A 17,027-nucleotide genomic window follows, 5' to 3' on the forward strand; every position below is an offset into this window, starting at 1 on the left:
CGGGTCTGACTGGGGGTCCGGGGAGAGGCCGGGGCGGTGCGTACGAGCCGCCCCGGCCAGACCCGTCAGACCTCTTCGACGCTGCTCGGCTCGCGCCGCGACAGGTCGATGCCGAGCTCCTCCGCAGCGCGGAAGACGTCCTCGTCGGTGTCGCGCATCTCGATGGACATGCCGTCGCTGGACAGCACCTCCACGTTGAGGCACAGGGACTGCATCTCCTTGATGAGCACCTTGAAGGACTCGGGGATGCCGGGCTCGGGGATGTTCTCGCCCTTGACGATGGCCTCGTAGACCTTCACGCGGCCGGTGACGTCGTCGGACTTGATGGTCAGCAGCTCCTGGAGGGCGTACGCGGCGCCGTAAGCCTCCAGCGCCCACACCTCCATCTCTCCGAAGCGCTGGCCACCGAACTGAGCCTTACCACCCAGCGGCTGCTGGGTGATCATCGAGTACGGGCCGGTGGACCGGGCGTGCAGCTTGTCGTCCACCAGGTGGTGCAGCTTGAGGATGTACATGAAGCCGACCGAGATCGGGTCCGGGAACGGCTCGCCGGAGCGGCCGTCGAAGAGCCGGGCCTTGCCGGAGGGCTGGACCAGACGGTCCCCGTCGCGGTTCGGGATCGTCGCCTCGAAGAGACCGGCGATCTCGTCCTCACGGGCACCGTCGAAGACCGGGGTCGCGACGTTGGTGCCGGGCTGGACCTCGTCGGCGCCGATCGCCTGCAGCCGCTGCATCCACTCCTCGGAGCCCTCGACCTTCCAGCCCCGGGAGGCCAGCCAGCCGAGGTGGATCTCCAGCACCTGTCCCGGGTTCATTCGGGACGGCACACCGAGGGGGTTGAGGATGATGTCGACCGGGGTGCCGTCCTCCAGGAACGGCATGTCCTCGACCGGCAGGATCTTCGAGATGACGCCCTTGTTGCCGTGGCGGCCGGCGAGCTTGTCACCGTCGGTGATCTTGCGCTTCTGCGCGACGTAGACGCGGACCAGCTGGTTCACGCCGGGCGGCAGCTCGTCGCCCTCCTCGCGGTCGAAGACGCGGACGCCGATGACCTTGCCGATCTCGCCGTGCGGCACCTTCAGCGAGGTGTCACGGACCTCACGGGCCTTCTCACCGAAGATCGCGCGCAGCAGGCGCTCCTCCGGAGTCAGCTCGGTCTCACCCTTCGGGGTGACCTTGCCGACCAGGATGTCGCCGGCGACGACCTCGGCACCGATGCGGATGATGCCGCGCTCGTCGAGGTCGGCCAGGACCTCCTCGGAGACGTTCGGGATGTCCCGGGTGATCTCCTCGGGGCCGAGCTTGGTGTCCCGGGCGTCGACCTCGTGCTCCTCGATGTGGATCGAGGAGAGGACGTCGTCCTGCACCAGCCGCTGGCTGAGGATGATCGCGTCCTCGTAGTTGTGGCCCTCCCACGGCATGAACGCGACGAGCAGGTTCTTGCCGAGCGCCATCTCGCCGTCCTCGGTGGACGGGCCGTCGGCCAGCACCTGGCCGGTGATGACGCGGGCGCCCTCGTCCACGACGACCTTCTGGTTGAAGGAGGTGCCCTGGTTGGAGCGGGAGAACTTGGCCACCCGGTAGGTGGTGTAGGTGCCGTCGTCGTTGGCCACCGTCACGTAGTCGGCGGAGACCTCCTGGACGACACCGTCCTTCTCGGCCTTGATGACGTCGCCGGCGTCGACCGCGCAGCGGTACTCCATGCCGGTGCCGACCAGCGGGGACTCCGCCTTGATCAGCGGCACGGCCTGACGCATCATGTTCGAGCCCATGAGCGCGCGGTTGGCGTCGTCGTGCTCGAGGAAGGGGATCATGGCGGTCGCGACCGACACCATCTGGCGCGGCGAGACGTCCATGTAGTCGACCTCGGAGCCGGGCACGTAGTCGACCTCGCCGCCACGGCGGCGGACCAGGACCCGGTTCTCGACGTAGGTGTTGTCGTCGGCCAGCGGCGCGTTCGCCTGGGCGATGACGAAGCGGTCTTCCTCATCGGCGGTGAGGAAGTCCACCTTGTCGGTGACGACACCCTCGTGGACCTTGCGGTACGGGGTCTCGACGAAGCCGAACGCGTTGACCCGGCCGTACGAGGCGAGCGAGCCGATCAGACCGATGTTCGGGCCTTCCGGCGTCTCGATCGGGCACATGCGGCCGTAGTGCGAGGGGTGCACGTCACGGACCTCGAAGCCGGCCCGCTCACGGCTCAGACCACCCGGGCCCAGCGCCGACAGACGGCGCTTGTGGGTCAGACCCGACAGCGGGTTGGTCTGGTCCATGAACTGCGACAGCTGGCTGGTGCCGAAGAACTCCTTGATGGAGGCGACGACCGGCCGGATGTTGATCAGGGTCTGCGGCGTGATCGCCTCGACGTCCTGGGTGGTCATCCGCTCGCGGACGACGCGCTCCATACGGGCCAGACCGGTGCGGACCTGGTTCTGGATCAGCTCGCCGACGTTCCGCAGGCGGCGGTTGCCGAAGTGGTCGATGTCGTCGGTCTCGACGACGATCATGTCGCCGGCCTCGCCGACCGTCTCGGTCTCCCCGGCGTGCAGCTTGACCAGGTACTTGATGGTCGCGATGACATCGTCGGTGGTCAGCACGCCGGCGTCGAGGGGGGCGTCCGCGCCGAGCTTCTTGTTGACCTTGTACCGGCCGACCTTGGCGAGGTCGTAGCGCTTGGGGTTGAAGTACAGGTTCTCCAGCAGCGTCTGGGCGGCCTCACGCGTCGGCGGCTCGCCCGGGCGCAGCTTGCGGTAGATGTCGAGCAGCGCGTCGTCCTGGCCCTGGGTGTGGTCCTTCTCCAGGGTGGCGCGCATGGACTCGTACTCGCCGAACTCCTCGAGGATCTGCTCGGTGGTCCAGCCGAGCGCCTTGAGCAGGACGGTGACGGACTGCTTGCGCTTGCGGTCGATACGGACACCGACCATGTCGCGCTTGTCGATCTCCATCTCCAGCCAGGCACCCCGGGACGGGATGATCTTGGCCGAGAAGATGTCCTTGTCGGACGTCTTGTCGATGGAGGAGTCGAAGTACACACCCGGCGAGCGGACCAGCTGCGAGACGACGACACGCTCGGTGCCGTTGATGCAGAAGGTGCCCTTCGGGGTCATGAGCGGGAAGTCGCCCATGAAGACCGTCTGGGACTTGATCTCGCCGGTCTCGTTGTTGGTGAACTCGGCGGTGACGAAGAGCGGCGCGGCGTACGTGAAGTCGCGCTCCTTGCACTCGTCGATCGAGTTCTTCGGCGGCTCGAAGCGGTGGTCACGGAAGGTCAGGGACATCGACCCGGAGAAGTCCTCGATCGGGGAGATCTCCTCGAAGATCTCTTCCAGACCGGACTTGGTGGGGACGTCCTGACCGCTGTCCAGCGCAGCCTCGACGCGAGCCTTCCAGGCGGCATTGCCGAGCAGCCAATCGAAGCTCTCGGTCTGCAGTGCAAGGAGGTTCGGAACCTCGAGGGGTTCCTTGATCTTCGCAAAGGAGATGCGCAGCGGGGCGGTGCTGGCGCCGTTGTTCGTATTGGCAGTCGAGGCGTTGCGCGAGGCGGCCAAGAGGGGGTCCTTCCGAGGGCTCGGACTCACTACGCGCGTACCGGTCCCACCGCGAACCCATGGACGAAATCCCTGGTCAGGGCGTTTTCATCGGCAGTGCTCAAAGGTGGGTATGCCCCTGGTGACGGGCAGGGAGCAGCTAACAGGCAGCGCAAAGGGTCAGTGTAGCCACTTGGCACACTGATGTCCAGCGCCGAGTTTCTGAGACCGGCAGTGCCAATCTCTCCCTCCGGTGAGGGGCGCGCCCCTCGTTGTCCTTCACACGCCTGTCCGGCAGTCATCGCGCTTCGCCAGCGCATATCGATACTGCCCGCTTCGCCGACGATCCATGCCTCGGACTTACGGATCGGTGTGACGTCGCGTCCCGAGAATTGCGCGCTGCGTGCCGTTCGTCAAGGCCCCCCACTCCGGCGAGATCGTCACAGGGCGTGGCGACGGGCAACGAAGATCACCATACCTGCCGGAACCGGAAAGTCAGCGTAGCCGTCACAAGAACACCGAAGGGCGACCACCCCAACGGGTGATCGCCCTCACGGCACAGCGGGTCATCCGACCCGTGAGATCACTTGACCTCGACCGAGGCGCCGGCGCCCTTGAGGGACTCGGCGGCCTTCTCCGCGGCCTCCTTGTTGACCTTCTCCAGGACCGGCTTCGGGGTGCCGTCGACGAGGTCCTTGGCCTCCTTCAGACCCAGGGAGGTCAGCTCACGCACGACCTTGATGACCTGGATCTTCTTGTCGCCGGCGCCGGTGAGGATGACGTCGAACTCGTCCTTCTCCTCCTCGGCCTCGGCGGCGGCCGGGGCACCCGGGGCACCGGCGGCGACGACGGCGGCCGGGGCGGCGGCGGTGACGTCGAACTTCTCCTCGAAGGCCTTCACGAACTCGGAGAGCTCGATGAGGGTCATCTCCTCGAACTGCGCGAGCAGGTCGTCCTGGCTGAGCTTCGCCATGATGGCGGTCCTTCCACTAGTTCGGCAGGTGCCGGATGAAAATGGGGGCGGGCTTCTTCCGGGCCCGCTGCGACCGGGGCCGAGTTACTCGGCGGCCTCGGCCTCGGCGGGAGCCGGCTCGCCGGCACCGCCCTGCTCGACCTTGCTGCGAAGCGCCTCCGCGGTGCGGATGAACTTCGACAGCGGGGCCTGGAAGAGCGCGGCAGCCTGGGACTGCTTGCCCTTCATGGCGCCCGCCAGCTTGGAGAGCAGCACCTCGCGGGACTCGAGGTCCGCGAGCTTCTTGATCTCGTCGGCGGACAGCGCCTTGCCATCAAGGACACCGCCCTTGATGACGAGAGCGGGGTTGTCCTTGGCGAAGTCACGGAGACCCTTCGCCGCCTCGACCGGGTCACCGGTCACGAAGGCGACGGCCGACGAACCTGTGAACAGGTCGTCGATCTGGTTGATCCCGGCCTCGTTGGCCGCGATCTTGGTCAGCGTGTTCTTCACCACACGGTACTGGGCGTTCTCACCGAGCGAACGGCGCAGCTCCTTGAGCTGTGCGACGGTGAGACCGGTGTACGCGGTCACAACGGCGCCGTTCGAGGTGCGGAACTTCTCCCGCATCTCGTCGACGGCGTCGACCTTGTCGGGACTCGCCATGAGCCTCGGCCTCCTTCCGGGTGATGAGGACCGCATCGGCCTGAAGGAAGGAGACTGAACAACACGAAAACGCCCCGGCGCAGGCGCACGGGGCGTGACTCGACCGCACGGACCTACGGCCCGTTCGGGAGTGCTACCACAGTCACCTGCGCGGGTCGTCCGCAGCTAGCGGATCCTTCAGCCGCCGTGATCCCCTTGCGGAGACACAGCGACAACCAGCGGTCTTTGGCTTCTGCAGCAGATTACGCGAACGGGCCGCGCCCGGGCAAATCAGCTACGGCTGGGACCCCTGCTGCAGCTTCTGGAAGTCCATGGTCTGCGAGGCCGGCGGCTCCTCGACGGTGACCTTGGTGCCGTAGTCCGAGTAGTAGACCGTCGAGTCGGTGACGCCCGTCTTACTCTTGGCCTGCTCGCGCTTCTTGACCAGCAGGTTCTTGTCGTCGATCCACAGGTCGACGGTCTCGCTGTCCGCACCGGACTGCTTGAGCTGCTTCTCCAGAGCGTCCAGCTCCGACTGGCTCAGCCCCTTGGACTGCGCCCGGGCGATCTCCGAGACCTTGACCACGCCCGTGTAGTGGGTGGTCCCGACGCCCCGGACGTCCTCCGTGCCGACCTTCTTGACCTGGCCCGTGGCGAGGAGGAGCTGCACCGAACGCGACGGGTTGTTGTTCTGCATCTGGTCCTTGAGGTACGCGCCGGAGGGGCCGCCCTGCTTGGCGAGCAGATCATAGTCGTACTTGATCCACTCCTTGCCCTGGGCCGGGATCCCCATCGCGGCCGCGTTCATGAACATCGCGTCGGGCGTGTAGCGCACGTTGACGGGCTTGTCGCCGCCCGGGGAGGAGGCGGCGCCGGCGCCGCCCTTCGACTTCATCTGCATGTCGGCACGCATGCCGTCGGACCAGTCCATCGCGCCGGTCATGTCGCTGTCCGCGAGCGGGCTCTTGATGGTGCCGTCGATCTTCGCGGAGTGCTGCTGGTCCGTGCGCTGTGAGGCGAGCTTCAGGGCCGCCAGCGGGCTGCCCACCGACTGGCCGCCGCCGTCACCCTTGCCGCCCGCCTTGTCGCCGTCGGACGAGTCGCTCCCGCACGCGGTCAGCCCGGCCATCAGAACAACGCCACAGGCCGCGATCACGCATCGCACGCCCACATGAGTACCGCGCACGGTTCCCCCTTATTTTTCTTTTACGACTGTCAGTTGAACCCTATCCAGGGCCTCCGACAGCAACGCGCCGGGCCCCCGCCTCTCTTCACGAGATGCGGGGGCCCGGCGGTTCCGGTCAGGGAAGGGCTCAGACGGCCTCGTCCTCGACCAGCAGGTTGCGGGTGCGGTTGGCGTCCAGCGGGATGCCGGGGCCCATCGTCGTGCTCAGGCTCGCCTTCTTGATGTAGCGGCCCTTCGCGGCGGACGGCTTGAGACGGTTGATCTCCTCGAGCGCCGCGGCGTAGTTCTCCACCAGCTGCGTCTCACCGAACGACACCTTGCCGATGATGAAGTGCAGGTTGGAGTGCTTGTCGACGCGGAACTCGATCTTGCCGCCCTTGATGTCCGTGACGGCCTTGGCCACGTCCGGGGTGACGGTGCCGGTCTTCGGGTTCGGCATCAGACCACGCGGACCGAGCACCCGGCCCAGGCGGCCGACCTTGCCCATGAGGTCCGGGGTGGCGACGACGGCGTCGAAGTCCAGGCGGCCCTTGGACACCTCGTCGATCAGCTCGTCGGAGCCGACGATGTCGGCGCCGGCGGCCTCCGCGGCCGCAGCACGGTCACCGGTCGCGAAGACCAGGACCCGGGCGGTCTTACCGGTGCCGTGCGGCAGGTTCACGGTGCCGCGGACCATCTGGTCGGCCTTGCGCGGGTCGACGCCCAGGCGCATGGCGACCTCGACGGTCGCGTCGAACTTGCTCGGGGAGGTGTCCTTCGCCAGGCGGACGGCCTCGAGCGGGGCGTACACGCGCTCCCGGTCGATCTTGGCGTCCGCAGCGCGGAGGGACTTGCTGCGCTTGCTCAACTCTGCTCCAGATGTCTGAGTTCGGAGTCGTGGTCCGGACCGCGCATTGGCCCTGCCACGGTGGTGCTACGGGGTGGCTGTCAGCCCTCGACCGTGATGCCCATGGAACGGGCGGTGCCGGCGATGATCTTCTCGGCGGCGTCCAGGTCGTTGGCGTTCAGGTCGGGCATCTTGGTGGTGGCGATGTCGCGGACCTGGTCGCGGGTGATCTTGGCGACCTTGGTCTTGTGCGGCTCGCCGGAGCCCTTCTCCACGCCCGCGGCCTTGAGGATCAGCTTCGCGGCCGGCGGAGTCTTGGTGATGAAGGTGAAGGAACGGTCCTCGTAGACCGTGATCTCCACCGGCACGACCATGCCGCGCTGCGACTCGGTCGCGGCGTTGTAGGCCTTGCAGAACTCCATGATGTTGACGCCGTGCTGACCCAGCGCGGGGCCGACCGGCGGGGCCGGGTTCGCGGCGCCGGCCTGGATCTGGAGCTTGATCAGCCCCGTGACCTTCTTCTTCTTGGGAGGCATGCTCTCTCCGGGTCCTAGTGAGAGGTGGTCCGCCCCCACTCCGGGTCATCCGGATGGAGGCATACCGCACAACGATAACGGGTATGGATGCGCGGCCTGAAACCGAGCAGGTCAGACCGGCCCCGAGGGGGCCCGTCTGACCTGTCGGAAGGGTGCGGAAGAAAGGGTCAGTTCTTCTGGATCTGGTCGAAGCTCAGCTCGACCGGGGTCTCCCGGCCGAAGATCTCGACCAGGCCCTTGACCTTCTTCGAGTCGGCGTTGATCTCGTTGATCGTGGCCTGCAGCGTGGCGAACGGGCCGTCGGTGACCGTGACCGAGTCGCCCACCTCGAAGTCCAGCACCTGGACCTCGACCTTGCGGCTGGGCGCCGGCGCGCCGCCCTCCTCGGCGGTGGCCTTGGCGGCCTTCTCCTCGGCCTCCGGGGCGAGCATCTTGACGATCTCGTCCAGGGTCAGCGGGTACGGGTCGTAGGCGTTGCCCACGAAGCCGGTGACGCCCGGCGTGTTCCGCACGACGCCCCAGGACTCGTTCGTCAGGTCCATGCGCACCAGCACATAGCCGGGGAGCTTGTTCTGACGGACGTTCTTGCGCTCGCCGTTCTTGATCTGGACGATCTCTTCTTCGGGGACCTCGGCCTGGTAGATGAAGTCCTCGACGTTCAGCGAGACGGCACGCTGCTCCAGGTTGGCCTTCACGCGCTTCTCGTAGCCCGCGTAGGTGTGGATCACGTACCACTCGCCCGGCAGCCCGCGCAGCTCTTCACGGAGGGCCTCGACCGGGTCGACCTCGACCGCGGCCTCCTCGGCCTCGACGTCCTCAGCGGCCTCGGCGACCGCCTCGGCCTCGTCCTCGACGTGGATCGCGGCCGTCTCGGCGGGCTCACCCGCGGCGGCGTCGGCGGCTTCAGCCTGGTCGGAGTCCGCCGCCTCGACGATGTCGAGCTCGTCCTCACGGGACTCGACGGGCTCGGCGGCGTCGTTCAGGTTCGGGTCAGACACGGTGGCTGCTTCTTCCTGGCTTCAAGGGGTGGAACGTGCGAAAGGACGCTGCCGGGAAGCGGCCGCCCTCCGCGGGATCTCAGCCAAAGACGTACTTGATGGCGTTGTTGAACCCATAGTCAATCACGGTCACGATGCCGATCATGATCAGCACGAAGACGATCACCACGCTGGTGTACGTCGACAGCTGGTTGCGCGTGGGCCACACGACCTTGCGCAGCTCGGCGACGATCTGGCGGTAGAACAGCGCGAGCCGGCCGAAGGGCCCCTTCTTCGCGCGCTTGCCACCACGGCGGCCCTTCTTGGTCGCCACCTCGTCCTCGTCGGGACGACCGCTCTCAGGCGTCGCGGTGGAGCCAAGGGCTTCCGTCACTCGTCCTCACCTGAATCCGGGTCGTGGCCGTGCCGCGTCCGGCCCGGCCGCACAGCGGTGCTTGTCCTTGCGTACGCATGCACGCACCCTGACGATCAAGTGCGTGTAGCAGGGCCGGAGGGACTTGAACCCCCAACCGCTGGTTTTGGAGACCAGTGCTCTACCAATTGAGCTACGACCCTTTGCGGCAACCCCCAACCTACCGCATCCATCCCGCTGCACGGAGTGTGCGGGGCGGATACGTCTGTTGAGCGGCCAACGACGGTTGAGTGTACGTGCTTGACGGCCGGGCGTCGAACGAGAAGCGCCCGTGCCCTCCATGGAGTCTCCGCGGGGTCCCGGCAGAAGTCTGGTGTGAGTCTCGTTAAACCTGTGTACCGCCCTTTTCTCCGGTCTGCGACGATGCATCCATGACCGCTGCTACTCCCCCTGCACAGTCCCCGACCGACCGGCGGGTGTCGGCCCGGATCGGTTCCATCTCCGAGTCCGCGACCCTCGCCGTCGACGCCAAGGCCAAGGCCCTGAAGGCCGCCGGCCGCCCGGTGATCGGCTTCGGCGCCGGTGAGCCGGACTTCCCGACGCCCGACTACGTCGTCGAGGCGGCGGTGGCGGCTTGCCGTGATCCCAGGTTCCACCGCTACACCCCGGCCGGCGGGCTCCCCGAGCTGAAGGCCGCCATCGCCGCGAAGACCCTGCGCGACAGCGGTTACGAGGTCGAGGCGGCCCAGATCCTGGTGACCAACGGCGGCAAGCAGGCGATCTACGAGGCGTTCGCCGCGATCGTCGACCCGGGCGACGAGGTCATCGTCCCCGCGCCGTACTGGACCACCTACCCGGAGTCGATCCGGCTGGCCGGCGGTGTCCCGGTGGACGTGGTCGCGGACGAGACGACCGGCTACCGGGTCTCCGTCGAGCAGCTGGAGGCCGCCCGCACCGAGCGGACCAAGGTGCTGGTCTTCGTCTCGCCGTCCAACCCGACCGGCGCGGTCTACAGCCGTGAGCAGATCGAGGAGATCGGCCGCTGGGCCGCCGAGCACGGGCTGTGGGTGCTCACCGACGAGATCTACGAGCACCTGGTCTACGGCGACGCGACGTTCCACTCGCTGCCGGTGGTGGTGCCCGAGCTGCGCGACAAGTGCGTCGTGGTCAACGGTGTCGCCAAGACGTACGCGATGACCGGCTGGCGGGTCGGCTGGATCATCGGCCCCAAGGACGTGGTGAAGGCCGCGACCAACCTGCAGTCGCACGCCACCTCCAATGTGAGCAATGTCGCGCAGGCCGCCGCCCTGGCCGCCGTCTCCGGCGACCTCGACGCCGTCGCCACGATGCGCGAGGCGTTCGACCGCCGGCGCCGCACCATCGTGCGCATGCTCAACGAGATCGACGGCATCGAGTGCCCGGAGCCGGAGGGCGCGTTCTACGCCTACCCGTCGGCGAAGGGGCTGCTCGGCAAGGAGATCCGCGGCAAGCGGCCGCAGAGCACCGTCGAACTGGCCGCGCTGATCCTGGAGGAGGCCGAGGTCGCCGTGGTGCCGGGTGAGGCGTTCGGCACACCGGGCTATCTGCGGCTGTCCTACGCGCTGGGCGACGAGGACCTGGTCGAGGGCATCTCGCGGATCCAGAAGCTGCTGGCGGAGGCCCGCGCCTGAGCGGTTTTCCCCTGGAGAGCGGGCGCCCGGCCACGGCCGGGCGCCCGCTCTCGTGCGGACCCGTATTCCTGTGCGGGCAAGCCCACGTTCGGTGAAAGCGGTACCGGCGGGTCCGGACGTGCGGCAAAATCTGCAGATGGCACGCGATGTACATCTGCTCCCCAAGGCGCATCTGCATCTCCACTTCACCGGCTCCATGCGCCCCGGCACGCTCCTCGAACTCGCCGACAAGTACGGCGTCCATCTGCCCGAGGCGCTGAGCGGCGGTGAGCCGCCGAGACTGCGGGCCACCGACGAGCGCGGCTGGTTCCGCTTCCAGCGGCTGTACGACATCGCGCGGTCCTGTCTGCGGGAGCCCGACGACATCCGGCGGCTGGTGCGCGAGACCGCCGAGGAGGACGTCGCGGACGGCTCCGGGTGGCTGGAGATCCAGGTCGACCCCACCTCGTACGCCCCGCGGCTGGGCGGGCTGATCCCGGCGCTGGAGATCATCCTGGACGCGGTCGACGCGGCCTCGCGGGACACCGGGCTCGGGATACGGGTCCTGGTCGCCGCGAACCGGATGAAGCACCCCCTGGAGGCGCGCACCCTGGCCCGGCTCGCGGTGCGCTTCGCAGACCGCGGGGTGGTCGGCTTCGGGCTCTCCAACGACGAGCGGCGCGGCTTCGCCCGCGACTTCGACCGCGCCTTCGCCATCGCCCGGGACGGCGGACTGCTCGCCGCCCCGCACGGCGGCGAGTTGTCCGGGCCCGGCAGCGTCCGCGACTGCCTGGACGACCTCGTGGCCGCACGGGTGGGGCACGGGGTGCGCGCGGCCGAGGACCCGCGGCTGCTCGCCCGGCTGGCCGACCGCGGGGTGACCTGCGAGGTGTGCCCGTCCTCCAACGTCGCGCTCGGGGTCTACGAGAAGCCCGAGGACGTACCGCTGCGCACGCTGTACGAGGCCGGGGTGCCGATGGCGCTGGGCGCCGACGACCCGCTGCTGTTCGGGTCGCGGCTGGCCGCCCAGTACCAGCTGGCGCGCGAGCACCACGGCTTCACCGACGAGGAACTGGCCGAGCTGGCGCGGCAGTCGGTGCGGGGGTCGGCGGCGCCGGAGGACGTACGGCGGCGGCTGCTGGCCGGGATCGACGGGTGGCTGGCCTGACCGCCTACGGATATCCGTAGGCGTTACAGGCTCACGCCCACCGTCACCGGCTCGTTGACCAGCGTGACGCCGAACGCCTCCTCGACCCCGGCCACCACCTCGCGGGCCAGCGCCAGCAGGTCCTCGGTGGTGGCCTCGCCGCGGTTGGTGAGCGCGAGGGTGTGCTTGGTGGAGATGCGGGCCGGGCCGGTGCCGTAGCCCTTGGTGAAGCCCGCCTTGTCGATCAGCCAGGCGGCGGAGGTCTTGATCCGCCCCTCCCCCGCCGGGAAGGCGGGCGGGGCGATGTCCGCGCCGAGGCGGTCGGCGACGCGGGCCAGGAAGGCTTCGTAGGCGCTCTCGGTCAGCACCGGGTTGGTGAAGAAGGACCCCGCGGACCAGGTGTCGTGGTCGTCGGGGTCGAGCACCATGCCCTTGCCCGCGCGCAGGGACAGCACGGTCCGGCGGGCGGTGTCGGCGGGCACCCGGTCGCCCACCTCGACGCCGAGCACCCGGGCGGTCTCGGCGTACTTGATGGGCGCGGACAGCCCGTCCGCGTCCTCCAGTTCGAAGCGGACCCGCAGGACGACGTGGCGGTCCGGCTCCGCCTTGAAGCGGCTGTGGCGGTAGGAGAAGGCGCAGTCGGCGGCGGGGATCGTCACCACGGCGTCGGCGCGGCGGTCGTAGGCGACGACCTCGCTGAGGGTGGCGGAGACCTCCTGGCCGTACGCCCCGACGTTCTGTATCGGGGTCGCGCCCGCGGAGCCGGGGATTCCGGCCAGGCACTCGATACCGGCGAGGCCCGCCTCGACCGTACGGGCCACGGCGTCGGACCAGTTCTCGCCGGCGGCCAGCTCCAGCCGGGTGCCGTCGAGGGTGAAGCCGGTGGTCGCGATGTGCAGGGCGGTGCCCTCGAAGCCCTTGTCGGCGATGACCAGGTTGCTGCCGCCGCCGATCAGCAGCAGCGGGGTGCCGGTCGCGTCGGCCTCGCGGACCGCGGCGATCACCTCGTCGTCGGTGGTGGCCGTGATCAGGCGGGTGGCCGGGCCGCCGAGGCGGAAGGTGGTGAGGGGGGCGAGGGGGGCGTCATGGAGTTCCTGCACGCGCTCAAGAGTACGGGGGCGCCCCCGGCGCGATGCCGGGGGCGGGCGCAGTCCTCGAGCGATCAGGCGAGCCGGACGACGGCGCGGGCCATGCCCAGCACCTTCTGGCCCTCGCTGGTCGCCGTGAGGTCCACCCGGACCGTACGGGCCTCGTCGTCCAGCTTGGCGGCGACCTTGGCGGCGATCTCGATGATCGCGCCCTTGTCGTCGTTCGGGACGACGACCGGCTTGGTGAAGCGCACGCCGTAGTCGGCGACGGCCCCGGGGTCGCCGGTCCAGTCGGTCACCACGCGGATCGCCTCGGCCATGGTGAACATGCCGTGGGCGATGACGTCGGGGAGGCCGACCTCCTTGGCGAACTTCTCGTTCCAGTGGATCGGGTTGAAGTCGCCCGACGCGCCGGCGTACCGGATCAGGTCGGCGCGGTTCACCGGGAAGGTCCGCGCGGGCAGTTCGGTGCCGACCTCGACGGCGTCGTACGAGACCTTGGCGGTCATCTGCGGTCCTCCCCTTCGGCGGCGCGCGCCACCAGTTTCGTCATCGCCGTCACCACGTGCTCACCCGCGGCGTCGCGCACCTCACCGCTGATGAGGATCACATCATTGCCCGCGAGCGACTTGATGTCGTCGATCCTGGTGGTGACGGTGAGGCGGTCGGCCGCCTCGATGGGCCGGGTGTACGTGAACTTCTGGTCGCCGTGCACCACCCGGTTGAAGTCCAGGCCCAGCTGCGGGTCGCCGACGACCAGGTGCCGCGCGGCCTTGAAGGTGATCGCGAAGACGAACGTGGGCGGGGCGATCACATCGGAGTAGCCGAGCGCCTTGGCCGCCTCGGGATCGGTGTAGACCGGGTTGGTCTCGCCGATCGACTCGGCGAATTCGCGGATCTTCTCCCTGCCGACCTCATACGGGTCGGTGGGCGGATAGGTCCGCCCGACGAAAGACGGATCAAGCGCCATCGCCTCGGCACCTCCTGCTGTTGACGACTAACGAAACGAGGCCACCCCCGCTAGTGGGGGCGGCCTCGAATGAGAGTTTATTGCTATCGCGTCTCGCGGTGCGCGGTGTGCGCGTTGCAACGCGGGCAGTGCTTCTTGATCTCAAGACGATCCGGGTCATTACGCCGGTTCTTCTTGGTGATGTAGTTCCGCTCCTTGCACTCCACGCAGGCCAGCGTGATCTTCGGGCGGACGTCGGTGGCAGCCACGTGAGTGCTCCTTGACGAACGGATGGGACAGAAGAACGCATTAAAGAGTAGCCGACCGGAGGACCGACCCCACAATCGGCTACTGTGTGTAGCGGTGACCGGACTTGAACCGGTGACACAGCGATTATGAGCCGCTTGCTCTACCGACTGAGCTACACCGCTTCGATGCGATTCGGGCCCCGCCCGGCCGGAGCCGAACGGGATACCTCACACATCAGAGCCCCAATACGGAATCGAACCGTAGACCTTCTCCTTACCATGGAGACGCTCTGCCGACTGAGCTATTGGGGCGAGCGATGAAGACATTACACGCTCGGCCGCCGAAGGTGAAATCCGTATCGGCCGGAGGCCGCCGTGGGTGACACACGGTCCTCACGCACCACACCGGTACGACTATTCGGCTCCTCCGCGGCGCCGCCCCCACCGCGTCCTAGGCTCGGCTCACCCCGCGTGATCTGGAGTGCGATGCCCGAGAGCCAGCCGCCCGAGAGCCACCAGCAGCAGCCCTCCGGCAACGACGGCGGGACCGCCCCCGGGGCCACCGCGCTGGTCCTCGGCGGCGCCCGGCTCGCCGACGGCCGCACGGTGGACGTACGGCTCGGCGGCGGGCGGATCGAGGCGGTCGGCACCGTCGGCAGCCTGGTCCCCGGGCCGCGGCTCGACCTCGGCGGCTATCTGCTGCTCCCCGCCCCCGCCGAACCACACGCCCACTGCGACACCGCCCTGACGGCCGACATCGCGGGCCCCGTCCCGTACGCCTCCGCGGACGTCCAGCGCCGCACCACCGAGGCCGCCCTGCTGCACCTCGGCCACGGGGCGACCGCCGTGCGCACCCATGTGCGGATCGGCGGGGTGCACGGGCTGCGCTCGCTGGCGGCCGTCCTGGAGGCCCGGCACAGCCTGCGCGGGCTCATCGACCTCGGCGCGGTCGCCGTACCGCGGGTGCTGACCGGGGCCGCCGGGGCGGACGGGCTCGCGATGCTGCGGGACGCCGTACGGATGGGCGCCTCCGTCATCGGCGGCTGCCCCGACCTCGACCCCGATCCGACCGGCCACGCCGAGGCCGTCCTCGACCTCGCCGCCCGCACCGGCTGCGCCGTCGACCTCCACACGGACGGTGACGACCCGGCCCGGCTCGCCCGGCTCGCCGCGATGGCCGGGGGCCTGCGGCCCGGCGTCACCATCGGCCCCTGCGGCGGGCTGGCCCGGCTGCCCCGCGACGTCGCGGCGCGGGCCGCCGACCGGCTCGCGGCGGCGGGCGTCACCGTGGTCTGCCTGCCCCAGGGCGACTGCGTCGGGCGGGAGGACCGGGGCGAGCAGGGGGCGCGCGTGGCCGGGTGCGCTCCGGTGCGGCTGCTGCGGGCCGCGGGCGTCCGGGTCGCCGCCGGGAGCGGCGCCCTGCGCGACACCGTCAACCCCGTGGGCCGCGGCGATCCGCTGGAGGCCGCCTACCTGCTGGCCTCGCGGGGCGAGCTGGGCCCCGCGGAGGCCTACGACGCGGTCTGCGCCCGGGCCCGCGCCGCGCTGGGGCTGCCCGAGGTGCGGGTGGAGGCCGGGTTCCCCGCCGAGCTGCTGGCCGTGCGGGGCGACGGGCTCGCGGGCGTGCTGTCGCTCGCGTACAGCCGGGTCGTGGTCCACGACGGCCGGGTGGTCGCCCGTACCAGCGCCGTACGGGAGTACTGCGACTCCGCCGCCGCGGTCGCCCTCGACCTCCCCCGCCAGTCCCGGCCCACGGCCCGGCCCGGGCCGCCGCCGGCGTCCCCGCCCGCGGACGGCGACGGGCAGTCGTAGCCCGACCGGCGTACGGTCGGGATCATGCGCATTGTCATCGCTGGTGGACATGGACAGATCGCGCTGCGGCTGGAGCGGCTGCTCTCCGCGCGCGGAGACGAAGTGGCGGGCATCATCCGCAAGCCGGAACAGGCGGGCGACCTGCTGGCGGCCGGTGCCGAGCCGGTCGTCTGCGACCTCGAATCGGCCTCCGTGGACGACGTGGCCAAGCACCTGGAGGGTGCCGACGCCGCGGTCTTCGCCGCCGGTGCGGGCCCCGGCAGCGGGGCCGCCCGCAAGGAGACCGTCGACCGCGCCGCCTCCGTGCTCTTCGCGGACGCCGCCGAGCGGGCGGGCGTACGGCGGTTCGTCACCGTCTCCGCGATGGGCGCCGACCGCGAACCCGCGCCCGGCACGGACCCGGTCTTCGCCGCCTACCTGCGCGCGAAGGGCGCCGCGGACGACGACATCCGGGCCCGCGCCGCCCTCGACTGGACCGTGCTCCGCCCCGGCCGCCTCACCGACGACCCCGGTACGGGCCTGGTGACCCTGGCCGAGCACACCGGCCGGGACGAGGTGACCCGCGACGACGTGGCCGCCGTCCTGGCCGCCCTCCTCGACGAACCCCGCACGGCGGGCCGCACCCTGGAACTCCTGGGCGGTACCACGCCGGTGACGGCCGCGGTGCGCGCGATCGCCGACGGCGGCTGACGGGGGCGGGTCGGGCCCGGGGTTGCCCCGGGTGCCGGTGGCCCGGCCCGGCCCCCGCCAGTGGCAGACGCCGGGTCGGGGCGGGAAGCGACCCCGGCCGAATCCGGGCCGCGCCAGGCGGGGGCGGGAGCGGCCCGTCGGCGGCTGCCCGACCGGTGGCCGTCCGTTGCACGGACCGCGGCGCCGGTCCCGGCGGGCCGATGCGTACCGAACACGTGAGCAGCAGGGGCCGGGGCGGGGATGCCCCGGCCCCTAGGGGGTGTCGTGTGGATCATGCCGGGCTCCCGGCGCTGCTGTGACATCAGCCGCTGCCGCGGCGGGCGGCACCTCGCGGCCCCGCGCTCGTCGCACGCAGCGCCGCCGCGCTCTCCTCACGCGGGTTGCGAGCCTCCCCCAGCTACCGCTGGGAGGTGCCCCCTGCA

The 17,027-nt window shown here is 69.8% G+C and carries 16 protein-coding genes and 3 tRNA genes; 4 read left to right on the forward strand and 15 right to left on the reverse strand.

What is annotated here, in order from left to right:
* Positions 1 to 65: 65 nt before the first annotated feature.
* The 9 genes from rpoB to ABZ562_RS23715 form a co-directional block, all read right to left on the reverse strand.
* Positions 66 to 3,548, reverse strand: coding sequence for a DNA-directed RNA polymerase subunit beta (rpoB, locus tag ABZ562_RS23675; protein ID WP_361483048.1), 3,483 nt, complete (start codon positions 3,546 to 3,548; stop codon positions 66 to 68).
* Positions 3,549 to 4,110: 562 nt separating this feature from the next.
* A complete protein-coding gene (gene rplL, locus ABZ562_RS23680; protein WP_055556073.1) occupies positions 4,111 to 4,500 on the reverse strand; it encodes a 50S ribosomal protein L7/L12 in 390 nt (129 codons plus the stop codon).
* Positions 4,501 to 4,584: 84 nt separating this feature from the next.
* Complete coding sequence (gene rplJ, locus ABZ562_RS23685; protein ID WP_055556071.1) at positions 4,585 to 5,145, reverse strand: 50S ribosomal protein L10; 561 nt, start codon at positions 5,143 to 5,145, stop codon at positions 4,585 to 4,587.
* 274 nt (positions 5,146 to 5,419) lie between these two features.
* Positions 5,420 to 6,253, reverse strand: a complete 834-nt coding sequence (locus ABZ562_RS23690) for a hypothetical protein (protein ID WP_361483052.1) — start codon at positions 6,251 to 6,253, stop codon at positions 5,420 to 5,422.
* A 184-nt stretch (positions 6,254 to 6,437) separates the two neighbouring features.
* Positions 6,438 to 7,157, reverse strand: a complete 720-nt coding sequence (gene rplA / locus ABZ562_RS23695; protein WP_055556067.1) for a 50S ribosomal protein L1 — start codon at positions 7,155 to 7,157, stop codon at positions 6,438 to 6,440.
* Between the two features lie 80 nt (positions 7,158 to 7,237).
* Complete coding sequence (gene rplK / locus ABZ562_RS23700) at positions 7,238 to 7,672, reverse strand: 50S ribosomal protein L11 (protein WP_009715899.1); 435 nt, start codon at positions 7,670 to 7,672, stop codon at positions 7,238 to 7,240.
* Positions 7,673 to 7,839: 167 nt separating this feature from the next.
* Positions 7,840 to 8,670 carry a transcription termination/antitermination protein NusG gene (gene nusG, locus ABZ562_RS23705; protein ID WP_361483057.1) on the reverse strand — a complete coding sequence of 277 codons (831 nt, stop codon included), beginning with the start codon at positions 8,668 to 8,670 and terminating at the stop codon, positions 7,840 to 7,842.
* Positions 8,671 to 8,749: 79 nt separating this feature from the next.
* Positions 8,750 to 9,043, reverse strand: a complete 294-nt coding sequence (gene secE / locus ABZ562_RS23710; RefSeq protein ID WP_055556063.1) for a preprotein translocase subunit SecE — start codon at positions 9,041 to 9,043, stop codon at positions 8,750 to 8,752.
* 109 nt (positions 9,044 to 9,152) lie between these two features.
* Positions 9,153 to 9,225: transfer RNA gene (locus tag ABZ562_RS23715), tRNA-Trp, on the reverse strand.
* 228 nt (positions 9,226 to 9,453) lie between these two features.
* Between ABZ562_RS23715 and ABZ562_RS23720 the strand changes: the two genes are divergently transcribed.
* Both ABZ562_RS23720 and ABZ562_RS23725 read left to right on the forward strand, forming a co-directional pair.
* Positions 9,454 to 10,692: a pyridoxal phosphate-dependent aminotransferase gene (locus ABZ562_RS23720; RefSeq protein WP_361483060.1), complete on the forward strand. Its 1,239-nt coding sequence runs from the start codon at positions 9,454 to 9,456 to the stop codon at positions 10,690 to 10,692.
* A 136-nt stretch (positions 10,693 to 10,828) separates the two neighbouring features.
* Positions 10,829 to 11,839 (forward strand): adenosine deaminase, encoded by a 1,011-nt coding sequence (locus tag ABZ562_RS23725; RefSeq protein WP_361483063.1) that lies wholly within the window; start codon positions 10,829 to 10,831, stop codon positions 11,837 to 11,839.
* A 23-nt stretch (positions 11,840 to 11,862) separates the two neighbouring features.
* On the opposite strand, the gene ABZ562_RS23730 is transcribed toward ABZ562_RS23725, so the two are convergent.
* The 6 genes from ABZ562_RS23730 to ABZ562_RS23755 all read right to left on the reverse strand — a co-directional run bounded on the left by ABZ562_RS23730 (position 11,863) and on the right by ABZ562_RS23755 (position 14,415).
* Positions 11,863 to 12,918, reverse strand: coding sequence for a UDP-N-acetylmuramate dehydrogenase (locus tag ABZ562_RS23730; RefSeq protein WP_361483066.1), 1,056 nt, complete (start codon positions 12,916 to 12,918; stop codon positions 11,863 to 11,865).
* Positions 12,919 to 12,980: 62 nt separating this feature from the next.
* Positions 12,981 to 13,415: a MaoC family dehydratase gene (locus ABZ562_RS23735; RefSeq protein WP_361483069.1), complete on the reverse strand. Its 435-nt coding sequence runs from the start codon at positions 13,413 to 13,415 to the stop codon at positions 12,981 to 12,983.
* Complete coding sequence (locus ABZ562_RS23740; protein WP_361483072.1) at positions 13,412 to 13,876, reverse strand: MaoC family dehydratase N-terminal domain-containing protein; 465 nt, start codon at positions 13,874 to 13,876, stop codon at positions 13,412 to 13,414. Before ABZ562_RS23740 ends, ABZ562_RS23735 begins: the two co-directional genes overlap by 4 nt.
* Before the next feature lie 83 nt (positions 13,877 to 13,959).
* Complete coding sequence (gene rpmG / locus ABZ562_RS23745) at positions 13,960 to 14,124, reverse strand: 50S ribosomal protein L33 (RefSeq protein WP_009715907.1); 165 nt, start codon at positions 14,122 to 14,124, stop codon at positions 13,960 to 13,962.
* 89 nt (positions 14,125 to 14,213) lie between these two features.
* A tRNA-Met gene (locus ABZ562_RS23750) sits at positions 14,214 to 14,286 on the reverse strand.
* Positions 14,287 to 14,342: 56 nt separating this feature from the next.
* A tRNA-Thr gene (locus tag ABZ562_RS23755) sits at positions 14,343 to 14,415 on the reverse strand.
* Between the two features lie 174 nt (positions 14,416 to 14,589).
* Between ABZ562_RS23755 and ABZ562_RS23760 the strand changes: the two genes are divergently transcribed.
* Together ABZ562_RS23760 and ABZ562_RS23765 are read left to right on the forward strand one after the other, a co-directional pair.
* Positions 14,590 to 15,915 (forward strand): hydrolase, encoded by a 1,326-nt coding sequence (locus ABZ562_RS23760; RefSeq protein ID WP_361483075.1) that lies wholly within the window; start codon positions 14,590 to 14,592, stop codon positions 15,913 to 15,915.
* 24 nt (positions 15,916 to 15,939) lie between these two features.
* The gene (locus ABZ562_RS23765; protein WP_361483078.1) at positions 15,940 to 16,605 is read left to right on the forward strand and encodes an SDR family oxidoreductase; all 666 of its coding nucleotides are present in this window, start codon (positions 15,940 to 15,942) and stop codon (positions 16,603 to 16,605) included.
* The last annotated feature ends 422 nt before the right edge of the window (positions 16,606 to 17,027 follow it).

Source organism: Streptomyces sp. NPDC019937 (genome assembly GCF_040631655.1).
In the GTDB taxonomy this organism is placed as follows: Bacteria; Actinomycetota; Actinomycetes; order Streptomycetales; family Streptomycetaceae; genus Streptomyces.